The 17,032-nt window shown below is 70.9% G+C and carries 7 protein-coding genes; 4 read left to right on the forward strand and 3 right to left on the reverse strand.

Annotated features, from left to right (window positions below; genetic code table 11):
• Positions 1-246 precede the first annotated feature (246 nt).
• Positions 247-5,982, forward strand: coding sequence for an alpha-2-macroglobulin (locus HV826_RS18360; RefSeq protein WP_176418329.1), 5,736 nt, complete (start codon positions 247-249; stop codon positions 5,980-5,982).
• A 22-nt stretch (positions 5,983-6,004) separates the two neighbouring features.
• Here the strand turns inward: HV826_RS18360 and HV826_RS18365 are convergent, their stop codons facing one another.
• Positions 6,005-6,688, reverse strand: a complete 684-nt coding sequence (locus HV826_RS18365) for a phospholipase D-like domain-containing protein (protein ID WP_176418330.1) — start codon at positions 6,686-6,688, stop codon at positions 6,005-6,007.
• Positions 6,689-6,722: 34 nt separating this feature from the next.
• Between HV826_RS18365 and pbpC the strand changes: the two genes are divergently transcribed.
• Positions 6,723-9,092 carry a penicillin-binding protein 1C gene (gene pbpC, locus HV826_RS18370; RefSeq protein WP_176418331.1) on the forward strand — a complete coding sequence of 790 codons (2,370 nt, stop codon included), beginning with the start codon at positions 6,723-6,725 and terminating at the stop codon, positions 9,090-9,092.
• A gap of 16 nt (positions 9,093-9,108) precedes the next feature.
• Here pbpC and HV826_RS18375 read toward each other — a convergent pair whose 3' ends face one another.
• On the reverse strand, positions 9,109-10,917 hold the full coding sequence (locus tag HV826_RS18375) for a CotH kinase family protein (protein WP_176418332.1): 1,809 nt from the start codon (positions 10,915-10,917) through the stop codon (positions 9,109-9,111).
• A gap of 288 nt (positions 10,918-11,205) precedes the next feature.
• On the opposite strand from HV826_RS18375, the gene HV826_RS18380 reads away from it, so the two are divergent.
• Complete coding sequence (locus HV826_RS18380) at positions 11,206-11,676, forward strand: hypothetical protein (protein ID WP_217917345.1); 471 nt, start codon at positions 11,206-11,208, stop codon at positions 11,674-11,676.
• Between the two features lie 7 nt (positions 11,677-11,683).
• Here the strand turns inward: HV826_RS18380 and HV826_RS18385 are convergent, their stop codons facing one another.
• A complete protein-coding gene (locus HV826_RS18385; protein ID WP_176418333.1) occupies positions 11,684-15,397 on the reverse strand; it encodes a PD40 domain-containing protein in 3,714 nt (1,237 codons plus the stop codon).
• Positions 15,398-15,580: 183 nt separating this feature from the next.
• On the opposite strand from HV826_RS18385, the gene HV826_RS18390 reads away from it, so the two are divergent.
• Positions 15,581-17,032: an LVIVD repeat-containing protein gene (locus HV826_RS18390; RefSeq protein ID WP_176418334.1), complete on the forward strand. Its 1,452-nt coding sequence runs from the start codon at positions 15,581-15,583 to the stop codon at positions 17,030-17,032.

Consider the following 17,032-nt stretch of genomic DNA (forward strand, 5'->3'; position numbering starts at 1 on the left):
TCTCGCGTCGCGATGACCGCGGATGGAGGTCCCGCTGCGCCGCGGACTCCGATAGCCTGGGGGCCTTGAAAGCCTTCGCAGGCGCCCAGGGGCCACGGCCGGTGTGGCACCCTGGACACCCTGCGGGTCCGCTGACGCGCGGGGGACGCGTCAGAACCGCGGGCGCCTGACCACAGCCCTCTCTTCCCTGGCGCGCCCGGTTCCGGCACGCCGCGTGAAGAACACGCGTCATCTTCTGGAGGAATCATGGGTTCGCAGTCCGTCGTCACGCAGCAGCCACCGTGGGCGAAGCGCTCGCGCTGGCTCCTCGCGGCCATGTTGGTGAGCGCCACGCTCGCAGGCTGCAAGAAGGAACAGGAGTCCACGGAGACGCCCGCGACGCCGCCCCAGGCGCCCATCGCCGCGCAGCCCGCGGACTCGGGGACGGCCGTGGCGCTGGCGCCCCCCTCGCCGGAGGCGCTGACGCCCGTCATCCGCGCGGTCTCCACCGGTGACGTGCTGCCGGAGGAGCTCGTCATTGAGTTCCCGCGGGAGGTGCGCCCCAACGACGGCTCGGTGACGAAGGACACCGTCGTCACCATCACCCCGGACGTACCGGGCAACCTCTCCTGGTCCTCCCTGTCCACGCTGACGTTCAAGCCGTCGGGCGCGGGCTTCGCCTTCGACACGAAGTACGTCGTCTCGGTGTCGTCGGTGGGGTTGGACTCGGGCGTGGTGAAGCCGCCCGCGGCAGGGGACTGGTCCCATGCGTTCACCACGCCGCCCTTCCAGTTCGTCCGGATGGTGCCGCGCCAGCTCGACACGGTGAAGGGCCGCGTGGAGGTGGAGGCCGTCTTCTCCGGCCCCGTGGACGTCGCCGCCCTGCGCTCGCGGGCGAGCTTCCGGGTGGGCGGGCAGGTGGTGGGCGACGTGAAGTGGCGCACCCTGCCGACCACGCGCAACGTCGTCAGCGCGCAGCTCTCCGGCGGGCTGCTCAAGCAGGGCCGCACGGTGGACTTCAGCCTCCAGGCGGGGCTGCCCGCCGCGTCGCAGGCGAAGGCCACGGCCCCCGCCGCGCGCGGCGCGTTCGAGCTGCGCGCCGGCAAGCGCATGGACATCACCCGCGTCTCCGTGGAGCAGGGCAGCACCGGGTTCTACCTCGAGGTGAGCTGCCGGGACGTGGACGGCGCCGCGCCGCCCTCTCCGCGCGAGACGGATGGGTATGACCCGTACTACTGGGACCACCGCAACAAGGGCTGCACGCTGGATGACGGCGTCGCCGCGGAGGCCATCCACCTGACGCCCGCCGTCAAGGTCTCGGTCGCGCCGTCGCGCCGAGGCTTCCGCATCTTCGGTGACTTCAAGCGCGGCTCCTACGCGCTGCGCATCGACGCGGGCACGAGCTCGATGGGCGGCGGCATGTTGCTGGCCACCTACGAGGACGCCTTCGCCGTCCCCGCGCGCTCGCCGCAGCTGTCCTTCGCCACCACCGGCCGTTACCTGCCGCGAGGCGCGTGGCGCAACCTGCCGCTGCAGCACCTCAACCTGGACTCGGTGGAGCTCACCGTCCGCAACGTGCCGCCGGAGAACCTCGTCTTCTGGATGAGCGACGACCACCGCGAGCGCGCGGACGAGCGCACCTCCAACGTGGTGGCGAAGCGCACGCTGGCGCTCAAGTCGGCCCCGGACACGCTGACGACCACCTACGTGGACGTAGCCAGCCTGGTGCCGGCGAACACGAAGGGCCTGGTGGAAATCACCGCGAGGCAGAGCCACCACGCGGCGGCCAGCCGCATCCTCCTCACCAACCTGAGCCTGGTGGCCAAGCGCGGTGCGTCCGAGCCGGGCTCCAACGGCGCCGGCGAGGTCTGGGTGTGGGCGCTGGGCATCGAGAGCACCGAGCCGCTGTCGGGCGTGGAGGTCTCCCTGGTGAAGAAGAGCGGCGAGTCGGTCGCCCGCTGCACCACGGTGGCGGCGGATGGCTGCCGGCTGCAGGTGCCCGCGCCCGGCATCGACGACAGCGCGCCCTTCGCGCTCATCGCCCGTGACGGCGAGGAGCTGACGTACCTCAAGTACAGCGAGCTGAAGACGGAGATCGCCAACGCGGACGTGCATGGCGAGCCCTACCGTTCCGAGAAGGCCTACCGCGCGTCGGTGTGGTCGGACCGGGGCGTATACCGCCCGGGCGACACGGCGCACCTCGCCGCGGTGCTGCGGGGGCAGGACGACAAGGCGCCGCCGACGGGCATGCCGGTGGAGCTGGTGGTCGTGGACCCGCGCGAGCGCGAGCTGAAGAAGGTGTCGCTGAAGACGAACGAGGCGGGCCTGGTGACGCTGGACCTGCCCTTCGAGGCGTTCCAGGACACGGGCAGCTACCGCGTGGTGTTGAAGGTGGCGGACCGCGACGTGGCCATCTACAGCATCAGCGTGGAGGAGTTCGTCCCGGAGCGCATGAAGGTGGAGGCGCGCACCTCGCAGGCCGGCTACCTCCAGGGCGAGGAAGTCCCGGTGGGCGTGGAGGCCGCGTACCTCTTCGGTGGCTCGGCGGAGGGCAGCCCGGTGGAGCTGACGTGCCGGCTGATTCCGTCCGCCTTCAAGCCGAAGGAGAACGCGCAGTACGCCTACGGGCTGTGGCGCCAGGACGGCAGCGAGCCCCGCCCCGTCACGCTGGGACAGGTGCAGGGCACGCTGGACGCGAAGGGACAGGCCGTCCTTCGTTGCCCGGCGCAGGGCGCCATGGGGGCCCTGCGGGGCGCCGGGGCGCTGAGCGCGCTGGCCAGCGTCTTCGAGTCGGGCAGCGGCCGCTCCACCCTGGGCAGCGTGACGGTGCCCGTGCACCCGGAGGCGTACTACGTGGGCCTCCAGGGCAGCACGGACAAGGTCAAGGCCGGCAAGCCCTTCACGGTGAAGGGCGTGGTGGTGGACTGGGACGGCAAGCTGCTGGCCGCCGCGGACAAGGCGCCCAAGTCGGTGGACGTGGAGTTCCTGCGCCTGGAGGAGGAGTACGGCTCCTTCTACGACGAGGACGAGGGCTACGAGCGCTACCAGCGCTACCTGCGCCCGGTGCGCGAGGGCCGCTCCACGGTGACGGTGAAGGACGGCCGCTTCTCGCTGGACGTGACGCCGGGCGCGAACGCCGCGGGCTACATCGTGCGCGTGCGCTCGGGCGGGGCCCAGACGGACCTGGAGCTGGAGGGGGAGGGCCGGTACTACTGGTGGGGCGAGGGCTCGCGCGTGGACCAGACGCCGCGCCCGCTCAAGCCCACCTCGCTGGACCTGGCGCTGCCGGCGAAGGGGCGCGTGGGGCAGGCCATCACCGTGAAGCTGAAGTCGCCCTACAAGGGCCGCGTGCTCTTCACCGCGGAGACGGACCGCGTGCTCGCCTCCCAATGGGTGGCGGTGGAGCCCGGCGAGGTTTCGTGGAGCTTCACGCCGTCCGCCTTCGCGCCCAACGTGTACGTGAGCGCCTTCCTGGTGAAGGACCCGCACCTGGAGTCCGCCGAGGCCTTCATGCCGGACCGCGCCTTCGGCGTGGGCAGCGTCACGCTGGAGCCGGTGGCGTACACGCAGGCGGTGACGATGAACGTGCCCAAGGAGGTGCGCTCCAACGACACCTTCACGGTGGACCTGGAGCTGGGCCCGCAGGAAGGCCCCACCTTCGCCACCATCGCGGTGGTGGACGAGGGCATCCTCTCCCTCACGCGCTTCCAGAGCCCGGACCCGCTCAAGCAGCTCTTCTCCCGGCGGGCGCTGGGCGTGGAGACCTACGAGACGCTGGGCTGGACGCTGCTGGTGCCGCCGGGGGGCGCGTCCCGCTCCACGGGCGGTGACGGCGAGGGCGGCGCGGACGGCCGCGTGCAACCCGTCAAGCCGGTGGCGCTGTGGAGCGGCCTGCTGCCGGTGCCGGCCAACGGCAAGCTGCGCGTGCCCTTCAAGCTGCCCCAGTACCGCGGCGCGGTGCGGGTGATGGCGGTGACGGCGGGCCCACAGCGCATCGGCCGCGCCAGCGCCCAGGTGCTGGTGCGCGATCCGCTGGTGCTCCAGACGACGCTGCCGCGCTTCCTCACGCAGCACGACGAAATCCAGGTGCCCGTCTTCGTCACCAACCTGTCCGGCAAGGCGCAGGACGTGAAGGTGACGCTCCACGCGGAGTCGCTGCCGGTGCCGGGGCTGGTGATGCCCGCGGTGGCCACGTCACCGCTTCAGCTCCTGGGCAAGAGCGAGGGCACGGCGCGGGTAGCGGACGGCAAGTCCCACACCTTCGTCTTCCAGGCCCGCGCGGTGCAGGCGGTGGGCGCGGCGCGGCTGTCGGTGACGGTGGAGGGCGGCGGCCACACCTCGCGGGAGTCGCTGGACGTGCCGCTGTCTCCGGCGGGCCCGCGCGAGCGCCAGGTGCAGCAGCTTGAGCTGGCGCAGGGGACGACGGACGTCTCTCAGTACCTCCAGGGCTGGGTGCCCACGACGGAGCGCTCCACCCTGTGGGTGACGGCCAACCCGTATGCGCGCTCACTGCAGCACCTCTCGTACCTGGTGCAATACCCCTACGGCTGCGTGGAGCAGACGACGTCCTCCACTCGGCCGCTGCTGTACGTGTCCGAGCTGGTCAATGACGTGGACCCCACGCTGACCCAGGGCGCGTCCGTGGGAGACATGGTGCTGGCGGGCATCAACCGCGTCCTGTCCATGCAGACGCCGTCGGGCGGCTTCGGCTACTGGCCGGGCGCCACGGAGCCGGTGGGCTGGGGCTCGGCGTACGCCACGCACATGCTGCTGGACGCGCAGAAGCTGAAGTACCCCGTGCCGCAGGACCGGCTGGATGACGCCCTGACGTGGATGTCCACAGAGCTGAACAAGCTCGAGGGTCGCCAGGGCCGCGACGCCATGTACACGGACAGCGCTGAGGCCTACATGCACTACGTCCTCTCCGTGGCCGGCAAGGGCCGCAAGGCGCGCGTGCAGAAGATGGTGGACGCGCTGGCGAAGCAGGCGCAGCAGAAGGCGCTCACGGGCGAGGAGCAGGAGCGGGACTACATGCTCAAGGCCTCGCTGTGGCTGGCGGGCGACCGGCGCTACGAGAAGGAGCTGCGCAGCCCCGACCTGTCGCCTGTCACCGACGAGCGGAAGAACAACTGGTCCTTCTATTCGGACCGGCGCCGCCGCGGCTTCATGCTGAGCACCTTCCAGGACCTGTTCGGCAAGGACGCGGCGGGCGAGCCGCTGGCGCGCATGGTGGCCGAGTCCCTCCAGGCGCACCACAGCAGCTGGTACACGACGCAGGAGCTGGTGTGGGGCATCACCGGCCTGGGCAAGCGGCTGCAGGGCACGTCCACCCAGTTCTCCGCGCCGGTGCTCAAGGCGGACGGCAAGGTGCTGACGCCGGTGCAGGACAAGACGGTGCGCGCGTCGGACCGGACGTGGGCGCTGGCCCGCGCCAGCGAGCGGCAGGGGCTCCAGTTGGAGGTGACGTCCAAGGACGAGGGGCGGCTGTACCTCGTGCTCAGCAGCGAGGGCGTGCGCTCGGACAGCAAGCCCCGCACGGGCGGCGACGGCCTGGCGCTCACCCGCACCTGGCGCAAGCTGGACGGCACGGTGCTGGCCATGGGGCAGGCCCCGGTGGCGCTGGCGGACCTCGTCTACGTGGAGCTGGAACTCCGCAACACTACGGCCGAGCGCGTGCAGAACATCGCCCTGGTGGACCGGCTGCCGGCGGGCTGGGAAATCGAGAACGCGCGCCTGGGCCGGGGGGGCGCCACCGACTGGGTGGACCCGGCGTCTCTGTGGTCCGCGGACTACGTGAACATCCGCGATGACCGGATGGAGGTGTTCGGCAGCCTGGGGCCTCGCGAGTCGAAGAAGGTCGTCTACGCGGTGCGCGCGGTGACGGCGGGCGCCTTCACGCTGCCGTCGGCGGAGGCGGAGGCCATGTATGACCCGCGCCTGTGGGCGCGTGAGCCGGGGCGGACGATTCAGGTGTCCGGGCCGTGGAAGGACAACCTGCTGTAGCGCGCGGCGTGGGGAGACGCTCCTAGCCGAGCGTCTCCCACAGCGCGTCGAACGCGCGGCTGAAGGGCTGCACCAGCCGCGCGTCATCGGACACCAGGACGTTCTCGTGGTTGTGCTCGGCGGCCGAGCGCGTCCAGTTGTAGCTGCCCGTCACCAGCCGCAGCCGGTCGAACACGGCGAACTTGTGGTGCATGTGTGCGGATGTCCTGTCCAGGCGGACGGGGATGCCGGCGTCCCCCAGCCGCTCCATGTCGGAGCCCGGGTCCATGGCCTTGTCATCGTCACTCACGATTCGTACCCGCACGCCGCGACGGTGGGCCTCCAGCAGCGCGCGGGTGATGCGGTCATCCGTCACAGTGAAGACGCAGACGTCGATGGAGCCGCGCGCCGACTGGAGTTGCTGGACGATGGCGTTGAGCGGGCCCTCGCCCGGAGAGAAGTGCGCCTCCATGCGCGAGGTCTCCTTGGGCGTGGGCGCGTGCAGCGCCTGCACCGTCTCCTCCAGCCAGGAGATGACCTCCCGGGAGCGCGCGTCCTTCATCGACGCGCGCGCCAGGGCGAAGGCCCGGGAGCGGAAGAGGGTGAGCAGGGCCTCGCCTGCCCGCCGCTCCGCCAGGACGGCCTGCAATGCCTGCCGCTCGGTGGGTGTGAGCCGCCGGTCGTCGAGGATGGACGTCAGGATGGCGTCGATTTCAAAGGCATTCATCGGCGCGTAGCATATGCCAGGGATTCATCGCCTCATGAGCCGTGCCCGTCGAATCATCCGGAAGCTGTTGCCCGCGGGCCTGGGGCTGTTGGGCCTCACCGTGGCCGCGTGGGCGGCGGCCTGGCGCGTGCCCCTGCCGGCCCGTCTCTTCGCGCCCGCGTCGGTGGTGATGGAGTACCGCGACGGCACGCCGGCCCATGTCTTCCTGGCCCCGGATGAGCGCTGGCGCATCCCCACGCAGGTGGAGCGCGTGGACCCGGACTATGTCCAGGCCCTGCTGGCCCTGGAGGACAAGCGCTTCTTCCACCACCCGGGCGTGGACCCGCTGGCGGTGCTGCGCGCGGCGGCGCGCAACCTGTCCACGGGGCGGCGGGTGTCGGGCGCCTCGACCTTGACGATGCAGTTGGTCCGCGTGCTGGAGCCGCGGCCCCGCACCTTCACGTCGAAGGTCATCGAGGCCTTCCGGGCGATGCAGCTGGAGGTGCGGTTGTCCAAGCAGGAGGTGCTCGCGGCCTATCTCCAGTTCGTCCCGTATGGGCGCAACGTGGAGGGCGTGGAGGCCGCCGCGCTGGCGTACTTCGGCCACACCGCGGCGAACCTGAGCCCCGCGGAGATTTCCACGCTGCTGGCGGTGCCGCAGAACCCGAACCGGCGCTTCCCCTCGGCGCGGAACACGTCCCGGCTGAAGTCGGCGCGGGACGGCGTGGCGCGCAGGCTGCTGGACGTGGAGGCGCTTCCCCGAGGGCCCGAGGCGGCCCGCGTGTCAGCGGAGACGGTGCTGCGCGAGGTGCGAGACACGCCGGTGCCCACGGACCTGACGCCCTTCCCCCGCGAGGCGCCGCACGTGGCGGTGTGGCTGCGCACGCAGCACCCGGTGCAGGCCCGGCTGCGCACCACGCTGGAGGCCGGCACGCAGCGGATGGTGGAGCGGTTGATGCGGGACGCGGCGCTGGGATTGGCGCCGCGGGGCATCCACAACGGGACGGCGGTGGTGGTGGACCGGCAGCAGGCGGAGGTGCTCGCGCTGGTGGGCAACTTCGACTTCTTCGACCCGAAGCACGGCGGACAGATTATCGGCTTCGCCACGCCGCGCTCACCGGGCTCGGCGCTCAAGCCCCTGCTGTATGCCATGGGCATCGACCTGGGGATGGTGGGGCCAGAGCAGCTGGTGGCGGACGTGCCCACGGCCTACGGCGGCTATGCGCCGCGCAACTTCGACGGTCGCTTCCAGGGGCTGGTGCGCCTGGAGTACGCGCTGTCCCAGTCGCTCAACATGCCCTTCGTGCGGCTCTTGGAGCGCGTGGGCGTGGAGCGCTTCCTGGGCGCGCTGCAAGCGGCGGGAGTCACCAGCCTGGTACAGGAGCCCGGTTACTACGGCCTGTCCGCGGCGGTGGGCGGCATCGAGTTGACGCCGCTGGAGCTCGCGGGCATCTACGTCGCGCTCGCGGAGGACGGGCGCGCGCCGCCGCTGCGGCTCCTCTTGGACGAGAAGGCGGGCGCTCCGGTGGAGGTGCTGTCCCCCGGCGCGGCGTGGCTGACACGCCGGGCGCTGTCGCTGAAGGACCGGCCAGACTTCCCGGCGCGCCGGCGGCTGACGGGCATGCCGGCGCGCGTGCACTGGAAGACGGGCACCAGCTTTGGCCACCGCGACGCGTGGGCGGCGGGCTCGGGGCCCCGGCACACGGCGGTCGTCTGGCTGGGGAACTTCGACCACACGCCCAGCGTGCACCTGGTGGGCGCGGATGCGGCGGGGCCGGTGCTGTTCGACATCCTGGAGGGCGTGGGCCCGCGCGGCCTCAACCTGCCGGACGAGAGCATGAATGCACCCGAGGACCTGGCCGTGGTGGAGGTCTGCGCCTATTCGGGGCACCTGCCGACGGACGCCTGCGTGCAGCGCAAGCACGTCTACGCGCGGCGCTCGGCGGTGCCCACGGCGCGCTGCCCGTACCACCAGCACGTGGAGGTGGACGTGGCCACGGGGCTGTCGGTGGGCCCCATGTGCCGGACGGGGCGGAAGACGCAGACGCGGGTGTACGTGACGTGGCCGGCCACCATCCGCCGCTGGCTGGAGGAGCAGCACCGGCGCCTGCCGGAGCCGCCCGCCGCCGCGCCTGGCTGCGAACCTGGTGGCGCGCGCGCGGCCCCGTCCATCGTCTCCCCCGCGCCGGGACAGGTGGCCGTGCTGATTCCCGGCGTCCCGGCCTCGCAACAGGAGGTGCCGCTGGAGGCGGAGGCCTCACACGAGCGGGCGCTGACGTGGTTCGTGGACGGGGCCCTGCTGGGGACGGCGCGCGCCGATGAGCGCGTGTGGTGGACGCCGTCCGTGGGCTCCCACGAGATTCTCGTCACCGATGACCGGGGACTGAGCGCGAAGCGGACGTTGGAGGTCCGCATGCGGCCCTGAACCACCCGCGCGGCGCTCAGCGCACCTCCCAGCCCTTCGCGCCGCGCTCGTAGCGCTTGCCCGCGCCCAGGTCGCCGTAGAAGAGCAGGTCCTTCACGCCCACCACGGAGCGCCCGTCGAAGAGGCCAATCTCTCCGTTGGCGGGCATCTGGATGCCCAGCTGCGCGGTGTCGAGGCGGACGCGCTGCCCCGGGGCCACCGTCAGCGCCGGCAGCACCGCGCCGATGGGCGCGCGCACCTGGGTGGGCAGGTGGCTGGGGCTCTGCGCCAGGCTGATGCGCAGCTGCGTCGTCAGCACCATGCCCGCCAGGGAGATGGGCGCCGAGGTGCGGTTGCCCACCTCCACCCAGCCCTCGCGCGGGTGGACGGCCTCCAGCACCAGCGTGGGCCGCTGCTCCGCGAGCCGCTCCAGCTCCTTGAAGATGAAGCCGCGGCGCTCGCGCACGTAGCGCTTCAGGTAGGCGCGGCCCGCGGAGAAGCGGCCGTAGTCCATGAAGGGGTCGTCACGCATGTACGGGTCGATGAGCGCGTGCAGCGTGTCGATGTGCGCGTCCATGACTTCGCTGGTGAAGAGCTCCTCCATCGCCTTGTCCAGCCGCGCCTCCAGCCGCTCGCGCAGCACGGGGTTCATCACCACGCGGGTGGCCAGGTTGGAGAACACCGGCAGGTAGCCGGGGTACGAGGCCGTCTCCAGCTTGCGCTGCTCGTACATCTTCGCCACCCAGGCGTCGGTGAGGGTGAAGCTGAACAGCGGGTGGCGCATGTTGCTGGTGCTCTGGCTCATGTCCTCCACGCTGATGGGGTACCACCAGCGCGAGTCCACGTTGTTGAGGTCCCACGGGACGTAGGACCACCTGGCCACCGCGCGGTCGTAGATGAAGTAGCTCTCCGAGTCCTCCACGAAGTTGTTGGACATCAGCGCGTCCATCACCATGGCGCGCAGGTAGTGCTCCAGCTCGAAGCGCTTCTCCAGTTCGCTGACGAGCTGGGGCTCGGGCGTGTGGTTGATGGCGCCCACCATCTCCCAGAGCTTGTCGTCCGGCTGGGACTCGTTCGTCTTCTTCGCCCAGTCACCCTGGTACGGCACCTTCACCATCTTGAATTCGCAGTCCTTCCAGCCGCACCGGTAGATGGTTGCATCCGTGTCAGCGTAGGAGTGCGCTCGCAGGAAGGCCTTGTTCACCTGCTCGATTTCCAGGAACACGCCCTGGTACACGCCGTTGACGTCGAGCCGCACCAGCGTGCCCTTCGACGCGGGGACGCGCATGGCCTCCAGCAGGTCGAAGGCCAGCTTCTCCGCCAGCAGCGTCGCGTCCGCGTACTCGGCCACGAGGTTGAGTGACGTCCGCCCCTCGAAGCGCACGCCGTCCTCGAAGCTCACGTTCCAGCTCTTCTTCGGGAAGAAGCGCGCGGAGGCGCCCCGCAGACGCACCTGCACGCGGTACGTCGTCCCGTTCGCCTTGAAGAGGCCGTCCTGCTCCGGCGTCCAAGGGTCCGCCTCGAACATCCGCATCGTCTCTTCGGGGATGATGAGCTCGTACCGCGGCACCGACGTCTGCGCGGGCGGCATCGCGAAGGGCCGCTCCGTCTCCGGCACGGGCGGCGGCGGCTCGGGGGGCGGCTCCACCGGCGGCGGGTCGACAGGAGGCGGGTCGACAGGAGGCGGTGGCTGCGTCGGCGGCGGCTCCTCCTCGCCAGGCGGAAGGCGCGGATTCTCCACGCCCGGAGGGTCCTGGAGGGACGGGGGCCGCTCCGCCTGGGTTCCATCACAAGCCCACAGGCTCAGCAGCGGCAGGCACAGCAGCAATCGAGAAGAAGTCATCACCCCTGGCCCAAAGCAACGGTTGTGCCCGCCTCCTGGGCAACCCTTTGGTGGCGAGTGAACGCTCGAGGCGGCGCGCAGGCACTCGCCGTCGCGTGCAAGGGAAACGGATTACCCAACCTGGCTGCTTGTCCCTCCCTGGAGGGAATGGGACGCGAAGGGGTCCCTGGCGGGGCAGGCGGCCGGGCTGAACGGGGCCTCTTTCCTCGGGTGGGCTGTGCACGGCGTGGGGCGGCGGTCCTAGCTTCTAGAGAAGAGGGGGCGCGCCGCTTCAGGGAGAGAGGGCCTCATATGGAATCGTGGAACCAGACGTCGTCCGACACCGTCCGTGTCCACACGCCGCTGGTGGTGAACCGGCGCATCGACGAGCACGTGGAGCGCTGCGTCCGGTACATGGCGGAGAAGGGGGACCGCGCGGAGATGACGCGCTACCTCGCCCGGCTGGAGCGCGAGTGGGACATCAACCGCGCCCTCGCCGTGGGTACGTCCGCCCTGGGCCTGCTGGGCCTGCTGCTGGGCCGGCGGGACGGCGGCCGCTGGCGGCGGCTCACCGCGGTGGCGGGGGGCATGCTGCTCCAGCACAGCCTGTCCGGCTTCAGCCCGCTGTCGGAGCTGCTGCGCGTGCTGGGCGTGCGCACCCGCCGGGAAATCGACCTGGAGAAGTTCGCCATCAAGGCGCTGCGCGGCGACTTCGAGCGCATCCCCATGGAGGGAGGGCCCATGGCCCGAGCCAACGCCGCCCTCGTCGCCGCGCAGTCCTGACGCCGCCTCAGCGGCGCGGCGCGGTGTAGCCGCCTCCCAGGGAGGGCATCAGGGCCGGTGACATGGGCGTCGGCGCCGGGCCGACGCTCTTCCCGGTGTTCGCCTGGTCGAAGAAGCCGTTGAGGCCCGCGATGCCCAGCGAGAAGTTCGTCACCCAGCCCGGGTCCGGCTGGCCCGCCGCGGCGCCGACGTCGAACGGCCGGGCGAAGTGCAGCCGCAGCAGCAGCGGCCCCAGCGCGAGGTTGAAGCCGACGACGCCGTTCACCACGCGGTGGTTCCACAGGTCATCCCGGCCCTCGCCGACGCCGCCCGCGTCAATGGCGGCAATCGCCTCCAGGTCGCTGAGGAAGGCCACCCGGATGATGTCGTTGAGCGGCAGCTGCGCCTCCAGAGTGGAGTAGACGTAGTGTCGGCCGAGCAGCCACTGGATGTCGCCGAAGTTCACGCCGCGCAGCGTGTCGAACGAGGACAGGAAGTAGGAGCGCGCGTACTGGCCTCCCAGCGTGGTGCCCAGGCCGCCGCGGATGAAGATGTTCGCGCGGCCGTAGATGGGGAAGTAGCGCTCCGCGTCCACGCGCACGTTGCCGTAGGCCTGGTTGTCGAAGGGCTGCACGCCCACCGTGGTCTCCAGCATGGCCGCGCTGCCGGACAGCGGGCCGGTGGCGTAGTGGTACTTCAGGCTGTCATAGCCAAACTGCCCGCTCAGCTCCGTCTGGAAGCGGATGGAGCGGTTGCGCGCGTTCCACTCCGTCAGCAGCTCCCGGTTGGCCGCGTTGCGCTCGGGGAAGAACAGCTCGAACTCCGTGTAGTCGTCCAGGAAGTACCGGGTGCCGCCGATGGCCAGGTCGCCCTGCACGAACAGGAAGGTGCTCAGCGGGTAGCGCACGCTGCCGAGCGCGCCGAAGAAGCGCTCACCCGACGTGAAGAAGGCGTTCTGCGAGCCCTCCTCGCCCTCGAAGGTGCGGTCCACGCGGAAGCGCAGGGACTGGAAGAGGCCGCCGCCCCACGTCATGCGCGACTTGTCATTGACGTAGAGCAGGTAGCCGTCCGTCAGGTCGAAGCTGCCGTACACCGCCAGGGTGAGCAGGAACTGGTGGTCCTTCATGCGGTCACTGGCCGCCGCGAACAGCTGACCCACGAAGCCGCCGCCGCCCGCGCCCGCGAAGCCGAAGAAGGGCCCGAACTCCAGGTTCTGCCGGGTGAAGGGCTCGTAGTTCTGCGCGTCCGTGAGGGGCCGCACCGCCAGCGGGTTGGGCGGCTCCGGCGGCGGCTCGGCGGGCACGTCCAGCGCCAGCATGCGCGGCGGGCGCAGCACCGCGGGCCGGCGCTCACCGGAGACGTGGAACAGCATCCACAGGCCGCCGTCCGGGCCAGGGCCGGGCTCGAAGACGCCCGTCGTCAGGTCCGTGCGCCGCACGATGCGGCCGTCCTTCGTCAGCTCGTGCAAATCGGAGCTGCTGTTGTTGAAGGCGGTGAAGAAGAGGCGTCCGTCCGCCAGGGCCACCGGGGCCGTGTGGTCCCGCTCCTCGCTGGTGAGGCGCTCCACCTGCCGGGGCGCGTCCGGGCGCACGCGGAAGAGGTTGAACTGGCGGTGGGACGTCGCGTCCGACGTGAAGATGACGCCGGAGGGCCCCCACGTCACCTCGCGCTCGGAGAACACGTCGTCGGTGAGCTGCAGCGGCGGGGCGTCCGGGCCCGCCTGCAGGTCGATGGCGTAGATGTCCCGCAGACCCGCGTCGTTGATGCCGATGAACGCCACCCACCGGCCGTCGGGCGAGAAGGCCGGCGAGTACGCCGCGAGCAGCCCGTGCCTGTCGATGCGGTACGCGGTCCGGCCACCCAGGCTCAGGTCGACCACCAGGCCCACCTCCCGGTCGATGCCGGTCCGGATGGCGTTGCGGCGCACCAGCACGTCCGAGCCGCGCTGCTCCGACTTGTGCGTGTAGTCCTGCACGTAGATGACGTCGCGCCCGGTGATTTCGGCGATGAAGGCCAGCTTGTCGTTGGTCAGCGCGAAGCTGCGCCCGGAGATGGGGTGCAGCGACTCCACGCCCGGCACGCCGTCACCCACCACCTTCACCGTCTTGTCCGGCACGCGCGGGTCCATGATGTACAGCCGGCTCTCACCCGTCTCCGGGACGATGGTGCGCAGCCCCAGCACGTTGCCCGAAGGGGAGGACGCCATGGCGGTGGTGTAGCCAGGCGCCTTGTCGAGCAGGTCCAGCGACGGCGCGGACTGCTCGGATGCCAGGTACGTCTTGAAGGCCCGGCGCTTCAGCCAGTTCTCGAACCGCGCGGAGATGCGCTTGGGGTTGTCACCGGTGAGCCGCTCCAGCAGCTCCTCGAACTTGAGCGACGGTGAGTCGCGCGAGCCACCCGCCAGCCGCGGCGACTCCTCCAGCACGCGCTGGATGAAGCCGGCGCCGTACTCCTCCTCGAGGAAGGACACGCGGACCTGGCCCACCTTGTAGATCCACAGGTAGCCGTAGGGCCCGGGGGAGAAGAAGTCGAGGAAGGCGTAGCCCTTGAAGAGGTCCGGGTTCACCAGCAGGTCCCGCACCAGCATCTCCGCTTCCGGGTCCATGCCGCGCTTGGCGTAGAACTCGGCGAGGCCTTCAATGAACCACAGCGGGATGGCCTGCAGCGGGTCGCCGAACATCTTGGCCTGCTCGGCCACGGTGCGGACCTTCTGGATGGTGAACTGGTGCGCCAGTTCGTGCGTGCTGACCTCCTCGAAGAGGCGGTGGTCACCCAGGTACGGCAGCGTCAGCTTCAGGTCCTCGCCGGTGCTGGTGAGCCCCAGCGTGCCCTCGGACACGGCGAAGAGGTTGGTCTGCAGGAACTCCTGGTAGCTGCTGTAGAGGATGTAGGGGAAGGTCTTGGTGGGCACGTACTTGAACTGGTCCACCAGGTACCGGTAGGCCTCCTCGATGAGCGGCGCCGCGCGCTCGGCCACCATGCGCTCACGCTCATAGAAGTAGAAGCGCACACCGCCCGACTTGTCCCCCAGCGACTTCGCGTAGGTGTAGTTGAACCCACCGTCCGCGCCCGCGAACACCGACTGGCCGCCGCCCAGCACCGTCCCGCCGTCATCGGGGTCGCTGGCCATCAGGTAGGTGGCGCCCGCGTCCTGCTCGCCGCCGTCGGTGCCACCGGCCGCCAGCGAGCCGCCATCCGCCGCCCCCGCATCGGCCGTGGCCAGGGCGCCGCCATCCGCCGTCCCCGCGTCGGCCGCGGCCAGGGCGCCGCCGTCCTCCGTCCCCGCGTCCGAGGCCGCCAGGCCCCGCTCCGGGCCGCCCCCGTCTTCACCCGTCGTCAAGGGCGGTACGCCCGCGTCGGTCGCGCCCCCGATCACCACCGGCGTGCTGCCGGGCAGCCCCGTCTGGGACTGGGGCTCGGATGGGCCCTCCGTGGCCTCCGAGGGCGGACCGGCGGGAGGCGCCTTCGTGTCGCCCACGTCCGGCGAGGTGGTGGGCGCGCCCGGGTTGGCGCCGCCTGGGCTTTTCGGTGGTTGTTCGTGCGCCGTCCGCTCGGCAGGCTCCGCCAGACCCGTGGCCCCCGGGCCGACGAGGATGTCCGTGTGTCGCCACTCGAAGACGTAGCTGTTCACCGCCGTCTTCCCGGGCCGTCGGGGCACGACGTAGAACTGGGCAAGCGCGAGCCCCGGGAAGAGCAGGACGAGCAGGGCTGCGGCGAGGGGACGGGGGTTCACTGAAGGCACCTCTGTGGGTGGGGTACCGGCAAGACTACACCTGCCTGGGAGGCTGCCTCCCAGCGGCCCGGGTATACAAGCGCCCCGACGATTTCTTTCCGTTTACTTGACGGGCGGTGGGCATCGCTCCCTTGGAGGCCGGAGGAGCGCGCTGTTTCGTCGGGTGCTGGCGCCGGATGATATGCAGGGGGCATGAAACGCCTCCTCGCATTCACCAGCACCCTGGCGCTCGCCACCGCTTGCGGCAATGACAATCCGTCCGCTCCCAAGGCGGAGTGTCAGGTCGAGGCCATCGATGTGTCGGCCTGCCAGCTTTCAAGCCTCGCGGCCGTACAACCCGAGGGCATCTGGAACCTCAATATCAACCTCAACGACGGCTCTGGTGCCGCGGCCGCCATGCGGTTGTCGGGAGGGGGCAGCAACACCCAGATGCTGCTGGGCGTCGCCGCCACGGAGCGGCAGAGCACCCCGGAGTCGTTCTTCCTGGCCAGCGAGTTCCAGGACGCCAACGGCTTGACGATCCGCTTCGCCGCCGCCGGGTGCTCGTCGACCGGGCCCGGGCAGATGTCGGGCATCTTCCGGCGCTGCGCCAACGGGACGGCGGACCTGAAGGGCACCTTCGATGCCGTCCGGGTGGGCCGCCGCGCGGGTGAAGAGGAGCGCTCCGGCGTGGCGCTGGTCGGCGAGGTGAAGCTGACGGACGCCACGGCCACGAACGTCGCGGTGGCCCATGGCCACGCCTACGTGACGGCGGGGGCCAAGGGCCTCATCGTGTTCGACCTGAGCGACCCCGCGCAGCCGCGCCAGGTCCGCCTGTCCGAGCCGTCCAACGACTTCTTCACGGACGCGCTGGTGAACGGGAGCACGCTCTACGTGGGCAGCCGCCGCAGCGGCGTCATCGTGTTCGACATCACCAACCCGGCGGTGCCCGTCCGCCTGCGCTCCGTCCCCGAGTCCGTGGTGGAGGTGAACTCCCTCGCGCTGGACGGAGCCGTCCTGTACGCGGCGTCTCCGGCGCCCAACTCGGAGGTGTACGTCTACGACGTCGCCACGCCCGCGGAGCCGAAGCAGCTCACGCGGTACTTCGTCGAGGGCGCGGAGCCGCTGGCGGGTGAGGTGCCCTTGCACGTCGCGGCGATGGGCGGCCGGCTCTACGTGAGCAACTGGTCCTTCGGCATGTCCGTCTCGGACGTCACCACCCCGTCGCGCCCGAAGCTGCTGGGCCGCTTCGCCAACACCCCGTCGCGCGCCACGGCGGTCGGCATGGTGGGAGACCGGCCCTACGCGTTCGATGCGGGCGAGGACTGGGGCGCGCACCTGAGCGTGCTGGACGTGAGCGCGCCGGCCACGGTGGCCCGGACGGGGGAGTTCCGGATGCGCCCGGAGGTGTCCATCCGCGCGGTGGCGTTCGCCGGGACGAAGGTCTACCTGGCCTATGGTCAGGACGGCCTGCGCATCGTGGATGTGTCCGTCCCCGGCTCGCCCCAGCAGGTGGGGTACTACAACACCTGGCGGGAGACGGACGCGGGCCACGGCGTCGCGTTCCTGGAAGGCCTGAGCAAGGTGCATGTGCCGGGCGACGGTTTCGTGTATGCGACGGATTCCTCGCGAGGCCTGCTCATCTTCCGCGAGACGACGGAGTAG

Source organism: Myxococcus sp. AM010, from assembly GCF_013372585.1.
GTDB classification, from domain to species: Bacteria; Myxococcota; Myxococcia; order Myxococcales; family Myxococcaceae; genus Myxococcus; species Myxococcus vastator.